Source organism: Pseudomonas sp. CC11G (genome assembly GCF_056174845.1).
Genome location: NZ_JBWBZC010000008.1, coordinates 178,372 through 192,847 on the forward strand (window position 1 = coordinate 178,372; position 14,476 = coordinate 192,847).

14 protein-coding genes and 5 pseudogenes are annotated in these 14,476 nt (G+C 60.6%); 5 read left to right on the forward strand and 14 right to left on the reverse strand.

Going from position 1 to position 14,476, the window contains the following annotated elements; genetic code table 11:
• The first annotated feature begins 40 nt into the window (after positions 1 to 40).
• On the forward strand, positions 41 to 367 hold the full coding sequence (gene grxD, locus AC0V2S_RS12940; RefSeq protein ID WP_271194464.1) for a Grx4 family monothiol glutaredoxin: 327 nt from the start codon (positions 41 to 43) through the stop codon (positions 365 to 367).
• Between the two features lie 57 nt (positions 368 to 424).
• Here the strand turns inward: grxD and bfr are convergent, their stop codons facing one another.
• The 4 genes and pseudogenes from bfr to pyrC form a co-directional block, all read right to left on the reverse strand.
• Entirely contained in the window at positions 425 to 895 is a 471-nt protein-coding gene (bfr, locus tag AC0V2S_RS12945) for a bacterioferritin (protein ID WP_475510097.1), read from the reverse strand.
• A 199-nt stretch (positions 896 to 1,094) separates the two neighbouring features.
• Positions 1,095 to 1,313, reverse strand: a complete 219-nt coding sequence (locus AC0V2S_RS12950) for a bacterioferritin-associated ferredoxin (protein ID WP_108097517.1) — start codon at positions 1,311 to 1,313, stop codon at positions 1,095 to 1,097.
• A gap of 183 nt (positions 1,314 to 1,496) precedes the next feature.
• Positions 1,497 to 2,174, reverse strand: coding sequence for a ribonuclease T (rnt, locus tag AC0V2S_RS12955; protein WP_475510098.1), 678 nt, complete (start codon positions 2,172 to 2,174; stop codon positions 1,497 to 1,499).
• Positions 2,171 to 3,216, reverse strand: a pseudogene (pyrC, locus tag AC0V2S_RS12960) (dihydroorotase). Before pyrC ends, rnt begins: the two are co-directional and overlap by 4 nt.
• Positions 3,217 to 3,362: 146 nt before the next feature.
• Here pyrC and AC0V2S_RS12965 point away from each other — a divergent pair.
• The 3 genes and pseudogenes from AC0V2S_RS12965 to gloA all read left to right on the forward strand — a co-directional run bounded on the left by AC0V2S_RS12965 (position 3,363) and on the right by gloA (position 6,099).
• A complete protein-coding gene (locus AC0V2S_RS12965) occupies positions 3,363 to 4,277 on the forward strand; it encodes a flagellar protein MotY (RefSeq protein ID WP_475510099.1) in 915 nt (304 codons plus the stop codon).
• Positions 4,278 to 4,400: 123 nt separating this feature from the next.
• Positions 4,401 to 5,616, forward strand: a pseudogene (locus tag AC0V2S_RS12970) (argininosuccinate synthase).
• A gap of 91 nt (positions 5,617 to 5,707) precedes the next feature.
• Positions 5,708 to 6,099, forward strand: a pseudogene (gloA, locus tag AC0V2S_RS12975) (lactoylglutathione lyase).
• 68 nt (positions 6,100 to 6,167) lie between these two features.
• On the opposite strand, the pseudogene AC0V2S_RS12980 reads toward gloA, so the two are convergent.
• From AC0V2S_RS12980 to metG, 10 genes and pseudogenes are all read right to left on the reverse strand, one after another.
• Positions 6,168 to 6,348, reverse strand: a pseudogene (locus AC0V2S_RS12980) (PA3496 family putative envelope integrity protein).
• A 103-nt stretch (positions 6,349 to 6,451) separates the two neighbouring features.
• The gene (locus tag AC0V2S_RS12985; RefSeq protein WP_475510100.1) at positions 6,452 to 6,616 is read right to left on the reverse strand and encodes a hypothetical protein; all 165 of its coding nucleotides are present in this window, start codon (positions 6,614 to 6,616) and stop codon (positions 6,452 to 6,454) included.
• Between the two features lie 61 nt (positions 6,617 to 6,677).
• On the reverse strand, positions 6,678 to 6,779 hold the full coding sequence (locus AC0V2S_RS12990; protein ID WP_475510101.1) for a hypothetical protein: 102 nt from the start codon (positions 6,777 to 6,779) through the stop codon (positions 6,678 to 6,680).
• A pseudogene (locus AC0V2S_RS12995) lies at positions 6,773 to 7,081 on the reverse strand (endonuclease III); the annotation flags it as partial. The gene AC0V2S_RS12990 and the pseudogene AC0V2S_RS12995, both read right to left, overlap by 7 nt.
• A complete protein-coding gene (locus AC0V2S_RS13000) occupies positions 7,081 to 7,623 on the reverse strand; it encodes an Rnf-Nqr domain containing protein (protein WP_475510102.1) in 543 nt (180 codons plus the stop codon). The pseudogene AC0V2S_RS12995 and the gene AC0V2S_RS13000, both read right to left, overlap by 1 nt.
• 8 nt (positions 7,624 to 7,631) lie before the next feature.
• Positions 7,632 to 8,231 (reverse strand): RnfABCDGE type electron transport complex subunit G, encoded by a 600-nt coding sequence (locus AC0V2S_RS13005; RefSeq protein ID WP_475510103.1) that lies wholly within the window; start codon positions 8,229 to 8,231, stop codon positions 7,632 to 7,634.
• Positions 8,224 to 9,216, reverse strand: a complete 993-nt coding sequence (locus tag AC0V2S_RS13010; protein ID WP_475510104.1) for an RnfABCDGE type electron transport complex subunit D — start codon at positions 9,214 to 9,216, stop codon at positions 8,224 to 8,226. The genes AC0V2S_RS13005 and AC0V2S_RS13010 overlap by 8 nt, the downstream gene beginning before the upstream one ends.
• A complete protein-coding gene (locus tag AC0V2S_RS13015; protein ID WP_475510105.1) occupies positions 9,197 to 10,336 on the reverse strand; it encodes an RnfABCDGE type electron transport complex subunit B in 1,140 nt (379 codons plus the stop codon). Before AC0V2S_RS13015 ends, AC0V2S_RS13010 begins: the two co-directional genes overlap by 20 nt.
• Entirely contained in the window at positions 10,333 to 10,956 is a 624-nt protein-coding gene (locus AC0V2S_RS13020) for an Rnf-Nqr domain containing protein (RefSeq protein WP_475510106.1), read from the reverse strand. The genes AC0V2S_RS13015 and AC0V2S_RS13020 overlap by 4 nt, the downstream gene beginning before the upstream one ends.
• Before the next feature lie 123 nt (positions 10,957 to 11,079).
• On the reverse strand, positions 11,080 to 13,122 hold the full coding sequence (metG, locus tag AC0V2S_RS13025; protein ID WP_475510107.1) for a methionine--tRNA ligase: 2,043 nt from the start codon (positions 13,120 to 13,122) through the stop codon (positions 11,080 to 11,082).
• Between the two features lie 218 nt (positions 13,123 to 13,340).
• Here metG and apbC point away from each other — a divergent pair, with 218 nt between their 5' ends.
• On the forward strand, positions 13,341 to 14,435 hold the full coding sequence (gene apbC, locus AC0V2S_RS13030) for an iron-sulfur cluster carrier protein ApbC (RefSeq protein WP_475510108.1): 1,095 nt from the start codon (positions 13,341 to 13,343) through the stop codon (positions 14,433 to 14,435).
• Positions 14,436 to 14,476 lie beyond the last annotated feature (41 nt).

Sequence of the window (14,476 nt, forward strand, 5' to 3'; positions counted from 1 at the left end):
CGAGTTGGACAGTCAGATAGGCCTTAGTGCTGAGGTACCCATGGATATCATCGAAACCATCAAAGAGCAGATCGCTAACAACGCCATCCTGCTGTACATGAAAGGCTCGCCGAACGCCCCACAATGTGGCTTCTCGTCGAAAGCCGCCCAGGTTGTCATGGCATGTGGCGAGAAGTTCGCCTATGTCGACATCCTGCAAAACCCGGAAATCCGCGCCAACCTGCCGAAATACGCAAACTGGCCTACCTTCCCGCAGCTGTGGGTTGGCGGCGAGCTGGTTGGCGGTAGCGACATCATGGTTGAGATGTTCGAAAACGGTGAGCTGCAAACTCTGGTCAAGGCAGCTTCCGCCAAAGCGGACGCTTGATTGAACTGCGGTAAATAAAAAGCCCCGCCGAAGCGGGGCTTTTTTATGCCTGACGAATTACTCGTCCATCTGCGACTGCAGGTAGTTCTGCAGGCCCACTTTGTCGATCAGGCTCAGTTGGGTTTCCAGCCAGTCGATGTGGTCTTCCTCGGAGCAGAGGATTTCTTCGAGCAGTTCGCGGCTGGCGTAGTCAGCAATTGTCTCGCAGTAGGCGATGGCTTCTTTCAGATCGATATGCGCTTTGTGCTCGATCTTAAGGTCGCACTCCAGCATTTCCTTGGTGTTCTCACCGATCAGGATTTTGCCGAGGTCTTGCAGGTTTGGCAGGCCTTCGAGGAACAAGATGCGCTTGATCAGCTTGTCCGCGTGTTTCATCTCGTCGATGGACTCGTGGTACTCGTGCTCGCCCAGCTTTTTCAGGCCCCAATCTTCATACATGCGCGCATGCAGGAAGTATTGATTGATGGCGACCAGCTCGTTGCCGAGGATTTTGTTGAGGTGCTGGATGACTTTCTTGTCGCCTTTCATGTCGGGGTCCTGCCGTGCGGGGGAGTGATAGCGTGAGAGTCTGACCCTGTGGTTTTCGGCTGTCAAATGTAAGTGTTTGAATTTAAACGAAAATTAAAACCGAATACGAATGTTTAGATTCTGCGTCTTGGCGCTAACTGCTTGAATTGCAGGCATAAAAAAACCGGACACTAGGTCCGGTTTTCGGAAAAGGACTACTTTAAGCCATTACAAAATTTGCTGGGTAGGCGAGGGCGGCCTGGCTGCTTTGCACTTCAGTGAGGGTTTCGCGAACCACTTGCTTGGCCAGGGTCGCGCACTTGCCGCATTGGCTGGCGACTTCCAGTGCGTTACGAACGTCGCGGTAGCTGCAGCAACCTTCGTTGATTGCATCGCGGATCTGACCGTCAGTGACACCCATGCAAAGGCATACGTACATAAAAGGCCTAACACTCAAAATGGCTTGATGCGAAGGATACTAATGTTAATGAGAACGCTTGTCAAAACGTGAGAAGGATATTGGCGCCGATAATCCCGCGCACCGATAAACGGTAAAGGGCCATTCAATGGCCCACAAAAAACCCGGCACCAAGGCCGGGTTTTTTGTGGGCTGCAAACGCGATCAGTCGTCGAAATCCTGCCAGCCGCCCAGTTCTTTCCAGCGGTTGACGATGCCGCAGAACAGCTCGGCGGTCTTCTCGGTGTCGTAACGCGCCGAATGCGCTTCACGGCCATCGAAGTCCATGCCTGCTGCCTGACAGGCCCGCGCCAGCACGGTTTGCCCATAGGCAAGGCCGGCGAGGGTGGCGGTGTCGAAGCTGGAGAATGGGTGAAACGGATTGCGCTTCAAATCGTTGCGCGCAACCGCGGCATTGAGGAAGCCCAGGTCGAAGCTGCTGTTATGCCCCACCAGAATCGCGCGCTTGCAGCCATTGGCTTTCAGCGCCTTGCGAATGCCGCGGAAAATATCGGTCAGCGCCGACTCCTCGCTCACCGCCATACGCAGCGGGTGATCGAGCTTAATGCCGGTGAACTCCAGCGCTGCCGCTTCGATATTGGCGCCTTCGAACGGCTCGATACGGAAGAAGTAGGTGTGTTCAGCAAACAGAAAACCTTTTTCATCCATGCCGACGGTGGTTGCGGCAATTTCCAGCAACGCGTCAGTGGCCGAGTTGAAGCCGCCGGTTTCGACGTCGACAACCACTGGCAGATAGCCGCGAAAGCGCTCAGCCATGGGGTGGCGAGAACCGCTACTGCCGCCACCGCCTTCCAGTTCGTCGTCGTAGTTGTCTTCACTCACGCAGTTTGCTCCAGCAGGCGCCAGCGCAGTTTTTCACCGGCGCGCAGCGGGACGACACTGTGCTCGCCAAGCGGCAAGCTGGTCGGGGCAGTCCATTCTTCACGGACCAGGGTAATGGTGTCGGTGTTGCGCGTCAGACCGTAGAAATCCGGGCCGTTCTTGCTGGCGAAACCTTCCAGCTTATCCAGTGCATTGCGTTGCTCGAAGGCCTCGGCGTACAGCTCGATGGCGGCGTACGCGGTGTAGCAACCGGCGCAGCCGCAGGCAGCTTCCTTGGCGTGCAGCGCGTGGGGCGCCGAGTCGGTGCCGAGGAAGAACTTGGCGCTGGCGCTGGTGGCGGCGTCCAGCAGGGCTTCCTGGTGCACGTTGCGCTTGAGAATCGGCAGGCAATAGAAGTGCGGGCGAATACCGCCGACCAGCATGTGGTTGCGGTTATAGAGCAGGTGGTGCGCAGTGATGGTGGCGCCCACGTTGGCCGAGGCACTGTTGACGAACTGCACCGCATCGCCGGTGGTGATGTGTTCGAACACAACCTTCAGGGTCGGGAAGCGCTCGACCACACGGGTCAGGTGCTCATCGATAACACCTTCTCGCGATCGAACACATCGATCTCGCCACGGGTCACTTCGCCGTGTACCAGCAGCGGCAGGCCAACTTCGGCCATCACCTCGAGTACATGGAAAATCTTGTCGACGCTGGTGACGCCAGAATCAGAGTTGGTAGTTGCACCGGCCGGGTACAGTTTGGCGGCATGTACAAAGCCCGAGGCTTTGGCGGCGCGCACGTCTTCCGGGCGGGTTACGTCGGTGAGGTACAGCACCATCAACGGCTCGAATTGGCTGCCGGCCGGACGCGCGGCGAGAATGCGCTGGCGATAGCCATCGGCCTCAGCGGCGTTGCGCACTGGCGGCACCAGGTTCGGCATGATGATGGCGCGACCAAAGGTGCGCGAGACGTCGGCGACCGTGTGCGGCAGCACTGCGCCGTCGCGCAGGTGAATATGCCAGTCGTCGGGACGCAGCAGGGTTAGGCGGTCAGTCATGGGGGCAATACCAGATCAGCGAAATTTGTGCGGTGAAAACTGCTGCGAATGCTACCGGAAAAGCCTGAGAGCGGCACTCGCTATCAAGTTTTGCCAATGCCAACCGATACCCCGTGAGAATGCAGTAAATCCTTGTGGAGCCTACCGTGCGCCAGCGCTATCTCGCTTTGTTCAGCTTATTCGCCAGCCTGCCGGCCATGGCGATTACCTTTCAGACGCGCCTGGAAAAGGTCGAATGGAAGGTTGATGGCGATCAGTTCGAGTGCCGTTTGTCGCAAGACATCACCGATTTTGGCCAAGGCCAATTCGTGCGCCGTGCTGGTGAGCAGGTTACCTTCCGCCTGCAAGCCCGCGAACGCTGGCTGGGCGCCGGCTCGGCAACGCTGGTGGCCGCCGCCGCGCCTTGGCAGCCGGGTCGTGGCGATATCAACCTGGGCATGGTCAATGTCGCCGACAACGGTCCCATGCCATTCAACAGCACCCAGCAACAAGGCACGCGCTTGCTCACTGGCTTGCTGGAAGGGCGTAGCCCCTTGGTCCGCCACCGCACCGCCGATGGCAGCGAAGGCGTTGAAGTGCGCCTGATGCCGGTGAAATTCAACAAGGCCTACCACGATTACCTCGACTGCACGACCAAGCTGCTGCCGGTCAACTACGACCAGATCAAGCAAGCGCAAATCAACTTCCCCGGCGGTGGCGCCGACCTCGACGATGTGTCCAAGGCCAAGCTAGAAATCATCCTGCAATATATAAAGGCCGATCCGAGCGTTAACCATATCGAGCTTGATGGGCATTCCGACAACGGCGGCAATCGTCTGACCAACCTCGATATGTCCCGCCGCCGGGGCCTGGCCGTGACCGAGTACTTCAAAGCCAACGGCATTCCCGAATCGCAGATCGTTTTGCGTTTTCACGGTGAACGCTACCCGCTGGTGCCCAACACTAACGCCGCCAACCGCGCGAAAAATCGTCGGGTAACGGTGCATTTGTCGCGTGATCCCATTCCGCCGGCGCCCACCACACCTGCGACAGCTCCGATAAAACCGGCTGCCACGTCCTAATACGTCCGTCGTTTAGACGAAAGAATCCGTCGCTTCATCGTCATAAGCTGTCGCGCCTCTGTAAATTGTGCCGCGCGGGCAGTAGAATCGCGGGTTTTCCGTAGAACCCCGTGGAGTGATGGCATGGCGGACGTAAAGAAGGTTGTCCTGGCGTATTCCGGTGGCCTGGACACTTCGGTAATTCTCAAGTGGCTGCAAGACACCTATCAATGTGAGGTGGTGACCTTCACCGCCGATCTCGGTCAAGGCGAAGAAGTTGAGCCTGCTCGTGCCAAGGCACAGGCCATGGGCGTCAAGGAAATCTATATCGACGACCTGCGCGAAGAATTCGTGCGTGATTCGTGTTCCCGATGTTCCGCGCCAATACCGTGTACGAAGGCGAGTACCTGCTGGGTACTTCCATCGCTCGTCCGCTGATCGCCAAACGCCTGATCGAAATCGCCAACGAAACTGGCGCTGACGCCATTTCCCACGGCGCCACCGGCAAAGGCAACGACCAGGTTCGTTTCGAGCTCGGCGCTTATGCGCTCAAGCCTGGCGTAAAAGTGATTGCTCCGTGGCGCGAGTGGGACCTGCTGTCCCGCGAGAAGCTGATGGACTATGCCGAGAAACACGCCATTCCGATCGAGCGTCACGGCAAGAAGAAATCGCCGTACTCCATGGATGCCAACCTGCTGCACATCTCCTATGAAGGCGGCGTGCTGGAAGACACCTGGACCGAGCACGAAGAAGACATGTGGAAATGGACCGTCTCCCCGGAGAACGCTCCAGACAAGCCGACCTACCTGGAACTCACCTACCGCAACGGCGACATCGTCGCCCTCGACGGTGTGGAAATGAGCCCAGCTACCGTACTGGCCACGCTGAACAAAATCGGCGGCGAGAACGGTATCGGTCGTCTCGACATCGTGGAAAACCGCTATGTCGGCATGAAATCCCGTGGCTGCTACGAGACGCCCGGCGGCACCATCATGCTGCGCGCTCACCGCGCCATTGAGTCGATCACCCTGGACCGTGAAGTCGCTCACCTCAAAGATGAGCTGATGCCCAAGTACGCCAGCCTGATCTACACCGGCTACTGGTGGAGCCCTGAGCGTCTGATGCTGCAACAGATGATCGACGCCTCCCAGGCCCACGTGAACGGTGTGGTTCGCCTGAAACTGTACAAAGGCAACGTGATCGTTACGGTCGCAAGTCCGAAGGCTCGTTGTTCGACGCCAACATCGCCACCTTCGAAGAAGACGGCGGCGCGTACAACCAGGCCGACGCGGCTGGCTTTATCAAGTTGAACGCCTTGCGCATGCGCATCGCCGCCAACAAGGGCCGCAAGCTGTTCTGATAAGCTTGCAAACGCCTGAACAAACCCCGGCCATGAGCCGGGGTTTGCATTTCTAAGCCCGAGACTACGGGCACCGATGAGGAAAAGACTGATGAGACTGCTGCACACCATGCTGCGTGTCGGCGATATGGATAAATCCATCGCGTTCTATACCGAAGTGCTCGGCATGACCCTGCTGCGCCGCAAAGATTACCCGGATGGCCAGTTCACCCTGGCATTCGTGGGCTACGGCAACGAAGCGGACAACAGTGTGATCGAGCTGACGCACAACTGGGGCGTTGAGAGCTACGAGCTGGGCACGGCTACGGTCATATCGCCCTGGAAGTGGCCGACGTTTATAAAGCCTGCGAAGACATCCGCACCCGTGGCGGCAAGATCACCCGCGAGCCGGGTCCGATGAAACACGGCACCAGTATTCTGGCGTTTGTGGAAGACCCGGATGGTTACAAGATTGAGCTGCTGTCGCCGTCGCGCGGTGACTAAAGGCAGACCTACAAGAATTAAGCGCCCAATAAAAAGCCCGACATCAAGTCGGGCTTTTTATTGGCTGATCACAGATCGAAATCGTATTCCGCCAGTTGTTTGTGCAACGTCGCTCTTCCAAGAGGTTGTCGATGATGCGACGTTTGGTCAGGTGGTCTTGGCCACTTCAACCGGGGCCTCCGCAACCTCATCGCCATCTTCGCTCACTGCGTCTTCGTCGAGTTCCAGTTCTTCTTTGCTAGTGCTCATTGACGTCCACTCCCGGCTACAGGGCCATTGGCGCACCTTATATCGGCAAAACCCTGAGCGGTAAAAGATTTTTCAATCGACCCATAGCAAGAACACAATTAAGTCAATCGTCCGACGTTTTCGCCTTGTATTCGCACAGGTCTTCAATCCGGCAACTGCCGCAGCGCGGCTTGCGCGCCTGGCACACGTAGCGGCCGTGGAGGATCAGCCAATGGTGCGCATCCAGCAGAAATTCCTTGGGTACAAATTTGAGTAACTGTTTTTCCACCTCGACCACATTCTTGCCGGCGCAATATTCGTGCGGTTGGCGACGCGGAAAATATGGGTGTCTACCGCCATCGCCAATTGCCGAACGCGGTGTTCAGCACCACGTTTGCCGTCTTGCGGCCCACGCCGGGCAAGGCTTCCAGCGCTTCGCGGTTGTCCGGCACCTGCTGCCGTGCAGCTCGATCAACAAGCGGCAGGTTTCGATCACGTTCTTGGCCTTGCTGTTGTACAGGCCGATGGTCTTGATGTATTCGCTCAAGCCGTCGACGCCCAACGCGTAAATCGGGGGTATTGGCCACGGGATAAGCTTGGCCGTGGCTTTATTGACCCCGACGTCGGTGGCCTGCGCCGACAGAATCACCGCAATCAGCAATTCAAACGGCGTGGTGTACGCCAGTTCGGTCTTCGGTTCGGGGTTGTCTTCGTGCAGACGGCGAAAGATTTCGAAACGCTTGGCGGCATTCATCAGGCTTTGGAATCCGGGGAAAGGAGCACGCTGCGGGCGACTGCCCAGAGCACGCCCAACAAAATAAAGGCACCGGGCACCAGGGCAAACAGGTGCATTCCGGTGAAGCCGGGCAGGTGCAACGTCCAGCTTCCCGCCGCCGGGCCGAACAACCACTCGGCGTGGCTCAGCAACGTGCCGCTGCCCAGGCACTCACGCAGCGCGCCGAGCAGCAGCGCCACGGTGGTAAACAATGCGCCCTGACACAGCCCCTGGCTGGCCGTCAGCGGCGGTTGAAGCAGCGCCACCAGCAACAGCGGCAGAAAAATCCCCAGGGCCGTGCGCAGTTCCAGTGCCCAGGCTTGCAGCAGCAAGTCGGCCAGGCTCAGCACGGCGCAGGCCACCAGCAGCAACACCAACATGCGCAGCTTGGCGTCCAGGCGCTGCAGCAGCGTGGCGAGCACACCCAGCAGCGTCAGCAACGGCAGGGCGACCAGGCTCAGGCCCAACGCTTTGATCAACAGGTCGGCCGCGCCCAACAACGGCGCCAAGGCAACCAGCATCACTGGCCTCATGGCGTCACCTGGTTGAGCAGTAACGGCTTATGCGCATCGAAGTAACTCAAACCTTGCTGGACCGCTTTGCTCACCGCGCGGGACGTCACCGTGGCGCCGGCCATTTGGTCGAACTGCCCGCCATCAGCTTTCACCCGCCAATCGGTATCGCTGGTGCTGTGGCCGAAAAAGCCCCGCAACCACGGGCTTTTCGCCGCGCTGCTAAGGTCGCCAAGGCCAGGCGTTTCGTGCTCGCTCAACACCTTCACCGCCAGCAATTGGCCGGCTGGGGAGATAGCCAGCAGCAGGTCGATACTGCCTTCGTAACCCGCGCCACGGGCCGGCAGCAGCACCGCGCTGGCCATGCCGTCGCGGCTAGCGAGGTAGGCAAAGGCGGGCGCTGGCAGGCCGAGTTGCTCGCTGTCTGGCAGGGCAATCGGGGCGGCGAGGGGATGGTTGTCGTAGCTGCCGGGCGCCAATAGATCCAGCAACGCACGCTCCTGCGCCGCCTGCCGCTCGCTGGCAATCTGCTCGCTCAGCAGGCGCTCGACACCGACTACGGCGACTATCAACGCCAGCAGCACCACACCCACCATGGCCAACGAACGTTTATTCATGGGCCATTTTCTCCAGCCGGCGCGCGGCATGCCGTTCCAGCACGGGCACCAACAGATTCATGCCGAGCACTGCAAAAGCCACGCCGTCGGCATATCCGCCCCAAGTGCGGATCACATACAGCCACAGCCCCACGCCAACCCCGAACAGCAGCCGCGCGCGGTCGTTGGTCGGGCCGGACACCGGCTCCGTGGCAATAAAAAACGCGCCCAGCATGGTCGCCCCGGAAAACAGATGGAAAAACGGCGAGCCATTGGAGTCCGAGCCCGAGCCGTTCCAGCACAGCAGGCTGGCGACAAACAACGCCCCGAGCACGCCCACAGGCGTATGCCAGCGAATCACCTTCTGCTGAATCAACAGCAACCCGCCAAGCAAGAACGCCAGATTCACCCAGCCGGCGCTCCAGTGACTAAACGCCGGGTTGCGCGCAAAAAGTTCATCCACCGTCAGGCGGTCGTTGTGTTTCAGGCTGTCGAGCACGGTGGCCTGGCTCCAGCCATCAACGGGGTTTTGCCCGATAAACACCTGCTGCAACCCGGCCAACAGACCCTGGCCGCTGCCCGGTGCCGGCCACTGGCTCATATGGGCGGGGAAGGCCAGCAAGGCGAAGGCGTACCCCAGCATCGCCGGGTTAAACGGATTTTTGCCAAAGCCACCAAACAGCGCCTTGCCGACCAGATGGGCAAAGGCCGCCGCACTCACGCTCAGCCACCAGGGTGCATACGGCGGCAACGCCAAAGCCAGCAGGACGGCGCTGACCAGCGCACTGCCGTCGCCCAACAGGGCAACGTCGGCTAGCGCCGGGCTGGCTTTGCGGCGCATCAACGCCTCACACTCCAACGCCGTGGCCAGGCCCAACAGCAGCTGCAACAACGTGCCCCAGCCAAATTGCCAGCTCAGCACCAACGCGCCGGGCACGCAGGCGAGCAACACCCATTGCATGCTGGGGCGTGGGTCGAAGGCGAGGTTAAGGGGCGTGGTAGGCATTGAGCCGCGCCTCGGCGTCACGTAGACGTTGTTTGGCCGTCGCCAGCGCCGCCTCATCGAGCGGCTGCTGACGCTCGAGTTTGCTGACATCGGCGCGGGCATAGGCCAGCTCGGTTTTCAGCGCGCGGGATTGAGCGTCTATCGGCCGCTTGTCGATACGTTGCAGGTTCGGCGCCGGCTTGTTGCAGGCCGCTTCGGCCTGGTGCAACGCCTGTTCGGCGGCGCTAAGGGTGGCTTGCAGGGGGGCCAGTTCGGCACCGTCGCGCTCCGCCGTTTTCAAGGCGGCGCGGGCGACGGCGAGGGTGATCTTGGCTTTTTTCAGGGCGATCTGGCTTTCGTCAGCAGGCGCCGCAGCGTTGGCTGCTTGTAGCGTCGCCTGGGCGGTTTCGGCGACCTGCCGCAACGCCTCCACTTGCTGCTCCAACTCGGCCGTTCCATAGGTCGCCAATTGTCGTTGCGCTTTGCTGTACGCCACCTGAGCCATGGCCGCTTCGATTTTCAGACGTTTGTGCTGATCATCGCCGCTGGCGGTTTTTTGCGCCTTCACCCGTTCAATAGCCGCTTGCACCGGGTCGAGCGTCGCGGCGGCAACCGGTTTGGCCTGCCGCTCAGCACGTGCCGCCTGCCGTCGCGCGTCTTCACGCTGCAACCGGGTTTGATGGTTTTCATGGCGCAGGCGGAAATGGTCGGCACGCAAACGCTGCTCTTGCGCTTGCGGCTCGGGCAGCGCAATCAGGTCAATGCAGTCGACCGGGCAGGGCGCCACACACAGCTCGCAGCCGGTGCATTCATCGGCAATTACCGTGTGCATCAACTTCGCCGCGCCGACGATGGCATCCACCGGGCAGGCCTGAATGCACTTGGTGCAGCCAATGCACTCGGCCTCCCGAATCACCGCCAGTTGCGGCGGGATCGGCGGCAACTCCGGCGGCAGCACCGGCACCTTGAGCAACTGCGCCAAGGCCTCGATAGTGGTTTCGCCGCCCGGCGGGCATTTGTTGATCGCCTCGCCCTGGGCGATGCCTTCGGCATACGGCATGCAGCCTGGGTGCCCGCATTTGCCGCATTGGGTTTGCGGTAGCAGGGCGTCGATGGCGCGGACGGAAATCAGGCTGGTCATTGCGGGGCCAATCCTTGCAGACCCAGGACCACCAGGCCAAGCAGGCCAGCGCAGATCAGCAGCAGCGGGGCGCCGCGAAAGGCGGCGGGTACGGCGGTGTGGTCAATGCGTTCAAGCAGGTCGGCAAATACTTTCAAAGCCAGCCAGAAGCCCAGGCCGCCGCCAATGCCCTGAGCCAGGGCGTGAACGAACGACTGCTGTTCAGCGAGCAATAGGCTGCCTAGCGCGGCGCCACTACCGACCAACCACGGACGTAGGAGCGAGCGGGCCGCGATCGGTCTTGCTCGCGAAGGGCTCGACGCGGTTTCACGGGTAAGCGCATCGCCTGGTTCGCGAGCAAGCTCGCTCCTACCAAGAGCCAACCGCGTTAGCCACGCTAACGCCGCCAACAACGGCACATACCCAAACAACCGCAGATAGCCAAGCTCCAGCGGCACCAACACCCCACGAAACAGCAGCCAACCGAGTGGCGTCGCCAGCGCAATCAGCCACGCGCTCGCCGGCCCCAACACCGCCACCTGCGCCGGCCGCGCCTGCACGGCGTCGGCGCCAGCGGGCAGCAGCACCAGCAGGTTATTCACTAGGGCGGCGCCAAGCAGGGCGAGGAAAAAGGCGGTCATTGCGCGGTCGTTGTGTTGCCAGAGAGGGGCGCCATTATCGGGGATGGCGCCCGCTCGGTACAGCCGGGCGTGCCAGGCGGAAATAAAAACGGGGCTGAAAATTCAGCCCCGCTGGATACCGCTTTACTTAACCCGCTGTCCCGGCTTCGCGCCGCTGTCCGGGCTCAGCAGGTAAATCTCTTCGCCGCCTGGGCCGGCCGCCAGCACCATGCCTTCAGAGACACCGAACTTCATCTTGCGCGCCGCCAGGTTGGCCACGTAGAGGGTCAGGCGACCTTCCAGTTTGCTTGGGTCCGGGTAGGCGCTCTTGATGCCGGAGAACACGTTGCGCTTGGCATCGCCGATATCCAGGGTCAGGCGCAGCAGCTTGTCGGCGCCTTCGACGAACTCGCATTTCTCGATCAGCGCAATGCGCAGGTCGACGGCGGCGAAGGCGTCAAAACTGATTTCGGCGGCCAGTGGGTCTTTGCTCAGCTCGCCGTTACCGGCAGGGGCGGCAGCGACTTCGCTGCTGGCCAGGTCTTCTTTCGAGGCATCGGTCATGGCTTCCACGGCTTTCGGGTCGATACGGGTAATCAGCGGCTGGAAGGCGTTCAACTGATGGTTGGCCAGCAGGGTCTTGTGGTCGTCCCAGGTCAGCGGGGCCACGTTGAGGAACGCTTCGGCGTCCGCTGCCAAGGTCGGCAATACCGGCTTGAGCAGAATCACCAACTGGCGGAACAGGTTGATGCCCAGGGCGCACACGGCCTGCACTTCGTCCTGCTTGCCTTCCTGTTTGGCCAAGGCCCACGGCGCCTTGTCGGCGATGTAGGCGTTGGCGCGGTCGGCCAGGGCCATGATTTCGCGCATCGCACGGGCGAAGTCGCGCGCTTCATAGGCATCAGCGATGCTCGGGGTGGCAGCGAGAAAGGCCTCGGTCAGCTCCGGCGCAGCGTTTTCGCCGACCAGCACGCCCGCGTTGCCTTTGTGAATAAAGCCCGCGCAACGGCTGGCGATGTTCACCACTTTGCCCACCAGGTCGGAGTTGACCTTCTGCACAAAGTCTTCGAGGTTCAGGTCCAGGTCGTCCACGCCGCGGCTCAGTTTGGCCGCGTAGTAGTAACGCAGGTATTCCGGCGACAGGTGATCGAGGTAGGTGCGCGCCTTGATAAAGGTGCCGCGCGACTTCGACATTTTCTGCCCGTTCACGGTGAGGTAGCCGTGCACGTTGATGCCGGTCGGCTTGCGGTAGCCCGCGCCTTCGAGCATCGCCGGCCAGAACAGGGCGTGGAAGTTGACGATGTCTTTGCCGATAAAGTGGTACAGCTCGGCGGTCGAGTTCTTGTTCCAGAACGAATCGAAGTCCAGCTCCGGCGTGCGGTCGCACAGGTTCTTGAAGCTGGCCATGTAGCCAATCGGCGCATCCAGCCACACGTAGAAATACTTGCCCGGCTCATCGGGAATTTCGAAGCCAAAGTACGGCGCATCGCGGGAGATATCCCACTCCTGCAGGCCGGAATCCAGCCACTCGGCGATCTTGTTGGCCACGGCGTCTTGCAAGGTGCCGCTGCGGGTCCAGGTTTGCAGCATGGCCTGGAAGTCGGGCAGCTTGAAGAAGAAGTGCTTGGAGTCTTTGAGCACTGGCACGGCGCCGGAAATGGCCGAACGCGGGTTTTTCAGTTCGGTCGGCGCGTAGGTGGCGCCGCATTTTTCGCAGTTATCGCCGTACTGATCTTCCGTGCCGCATTTCGGGCAGGTGCCTTTGATAAAGCGGTCGGCCAGGAACATGCCTTTTTCCGGGTCGAAATACTGGGTGACCGAACGCGTGGCGATATGGCCTTTGTCGCGCAGGGCCAGGTAGATCGAGGTCGACAGCTCGCGGTTCTCTTCCGAGTGGGTGGAGTGGAAGTTGTCGAAGTTGACCAGAAAGGCGGCGAAGTCGGCGCTGTGCTCGGCTTTGACGTTGTCGATCAGCTGCTGGGCGGTGATGCCTTCTTTCTCGGCGCGCAACATGATGGCCGAGCCGTGGGCGTCGTCTGCGCAGACATAAATGCATTGATTGCCGCGGTGCTTCTGAAAGCGCACCCAGATATCGGTCTGGATGTACTCGAGCATATGGCCAAGGTGAATCGAACCGTTGGCATAGGGCAGGGCGCTGGTGACGAGGATTTTGCGGGGCTCGGACATGGTAATCGGCTGCACTGGCATTACGAGGGAAGTCGGCAACTATAAAGGCCTGGGCGATTTTTTTCACCCGCCGCAGCCCGTTGGGCTTCGCCTGCGGCTCAACCCAACCTACGGTTGCGGGGTAGGTTGGGTTGAGCAACGCGAAGCCCAACGCCACAAATCGATTGGCGGTGGAGTAATATGCCCGCCTGTTTTGCTCAGTCTTTCGGAGTTGCCCCATGAGCGCCGTTACCCGCCAGCTGGTCGAAGCGACCCTGCGTCAGTTCACCGATCCCAACCTCAATCAAGACCCCGTAACCGCCGGTTGCCTGCGCGATGTGAGCATCGACGGCAGCAAGGTGCGTGTGCGCCTGGAGCTGGGTTACGCCGCCGACCTGTTCAAGAACGGTTGGGCGCAGATGCTGCAAATGGCCCTGGAGAATGTCGATGGCATCGACAGCGCCATCGTGCAAATCGACACCAACATCGCCGCGCACAAAGCCCAGGCCCAGGTGCCGGGCTTGGCCAATGTTAAAAACGTCATCGCCGTGGCCTCCGGCAAAGGCGGCGTCGGCAAGTCCACCACCGCCGCCAACCTGGCGCTGGCGCTGGCCCGTGAAGGCGCCAAGGTCGGCATTCTGGATGCCGATATCTATGGCCCGAGCCAAGGCATCATGTTCGGCATTCCTGAAGGCACGCGCCCGCAGGTGAAAGACCAGAAGTGGTTTGTGCCGATCAAGGCCCACGGCGTGGAAGTGATGTCCATGGCGTTTCTGACCGACGACAACACGCCCATGGTCTGGCGCGGTCCGATGGTGTCCGGCGCGTTGCTGCAGCTGGTTACGCAAACCGCCTGGGGCGATCTGGATTATCTCGTGGTAGACATGCCGCCCGGCACCGGTGATATCCAGCTGACCCTGGCGCAGAAAGTGCCGGTGGCCGGCGCCGTTATCGTTACCACCCCGCAAGACCTGGCCCTGCTAGACGCCCGCAAAGGCGTGGAAATGTTCCGCAAAGTGAACATTCCGGTGCTCGGCGTGGTGGAAAACATGGCCGTGCATATCTGCTCCAACTGCGGCCATGCCGAGCACCTGTTCGGCGAAGGCGGCGGCGAGAAGCTGGCCGCGCAATACGACGTCGACCTGCTGGCCTCCATGCCGCTGTCGATGGCTATTCGTATGCAATCCGACGGCGGCAAGCCGACCGCCATTGCCGACCCGGAAAGCCAGATCGCCATGCTCTACCAGGAAGTCGCCCGTGCCGTTGGCGCGCGTATCGCACAAAGCGGGCAGGCGTCGCAGGCCATGCCGAATATCGTCATTTCCGACGACTAAGGGCAAAACAGCCGTTGCAATGCCGCTGCGTTATCGTTAAA

What these genes read in the sequence shown, in the direction of transcription:
- AC0V2S_RS13020 (WP_475510106.1), bottom strand. Translation starts at nt 10,956, where the DNA reads ATGACCGCCTTTTTCCTCGCCCTGCTTGGCGCCGCCCTAGTGAATAAC.
- AC0V2S_RS13000 (WP_475510102.1), bottom strand. Translation starts at nt 7,623, where the DNA reads ATGCTGGTTGCCTTGGCGCCGTTGTTGGGCGCGGCCGACCTGTTGATC.
- bfr (WP_475510097.1), bottom strand. Translation starts at nt 895, where the DNA reads ATGAAAGGCGACAAGAAAGTCATCCAGCACCTCAACAAAATCCTCGGC.
- AC0V2S_RS13010 (WP_475510104.1), bottom strand. Translation starts at nt 9,216, where the DNA reads ATGCCTACCACGCCCCTTAACCTCGCCTTCGACCCACGCCCCAGCATG.
- AC0V2S_RS13005 (WP_475510103.1), bottom strand. Translation starts at nt 8,231, where the DNA reads ATGAATAAACGTTCGTTGGCCATGGTGGGTGTGGTGCTGCTGGCGTTG.
- metG (WP_475510107.1), bottom strand. Translation starts at nt 13,122, where the DNA reads ATGTCCGAGCCCCGCAAAATCCTCGTCACCAGCGCCCTGCCCTATGCC.
- grxD (WP_271194464.1), top strand. Translation starts at nt 41, where the DNA reads ATGGATATCATCGAAACCATCAAAGAGCAGATCGCTAACAACGCCATC.
- AC0V2S_RS12950 (WP_108097517.1), bottom strand. Translation starts at nt 1,313, where the DNA reads ATGTACGTATGCCTTTGCATGGGTGTCACTGACGGTCAGATCCGCGAT.
- apbC (WP_475510108.1), top strand. Translation starts at nt 13,341, where the DNA reads ATGAGCGCCGTTACCCGCCAGCTGGTCGAAGCGACCCTGCGTCAGTTC.
- AC0V2S_RS13015 (WP_475510105.1), bottom strand. Translation starts at nt 10,336, where the DNA reads ATGACCAGCCTGATTTCCGTCCGCGCCATCGACGCCCTGCTACCGCAA.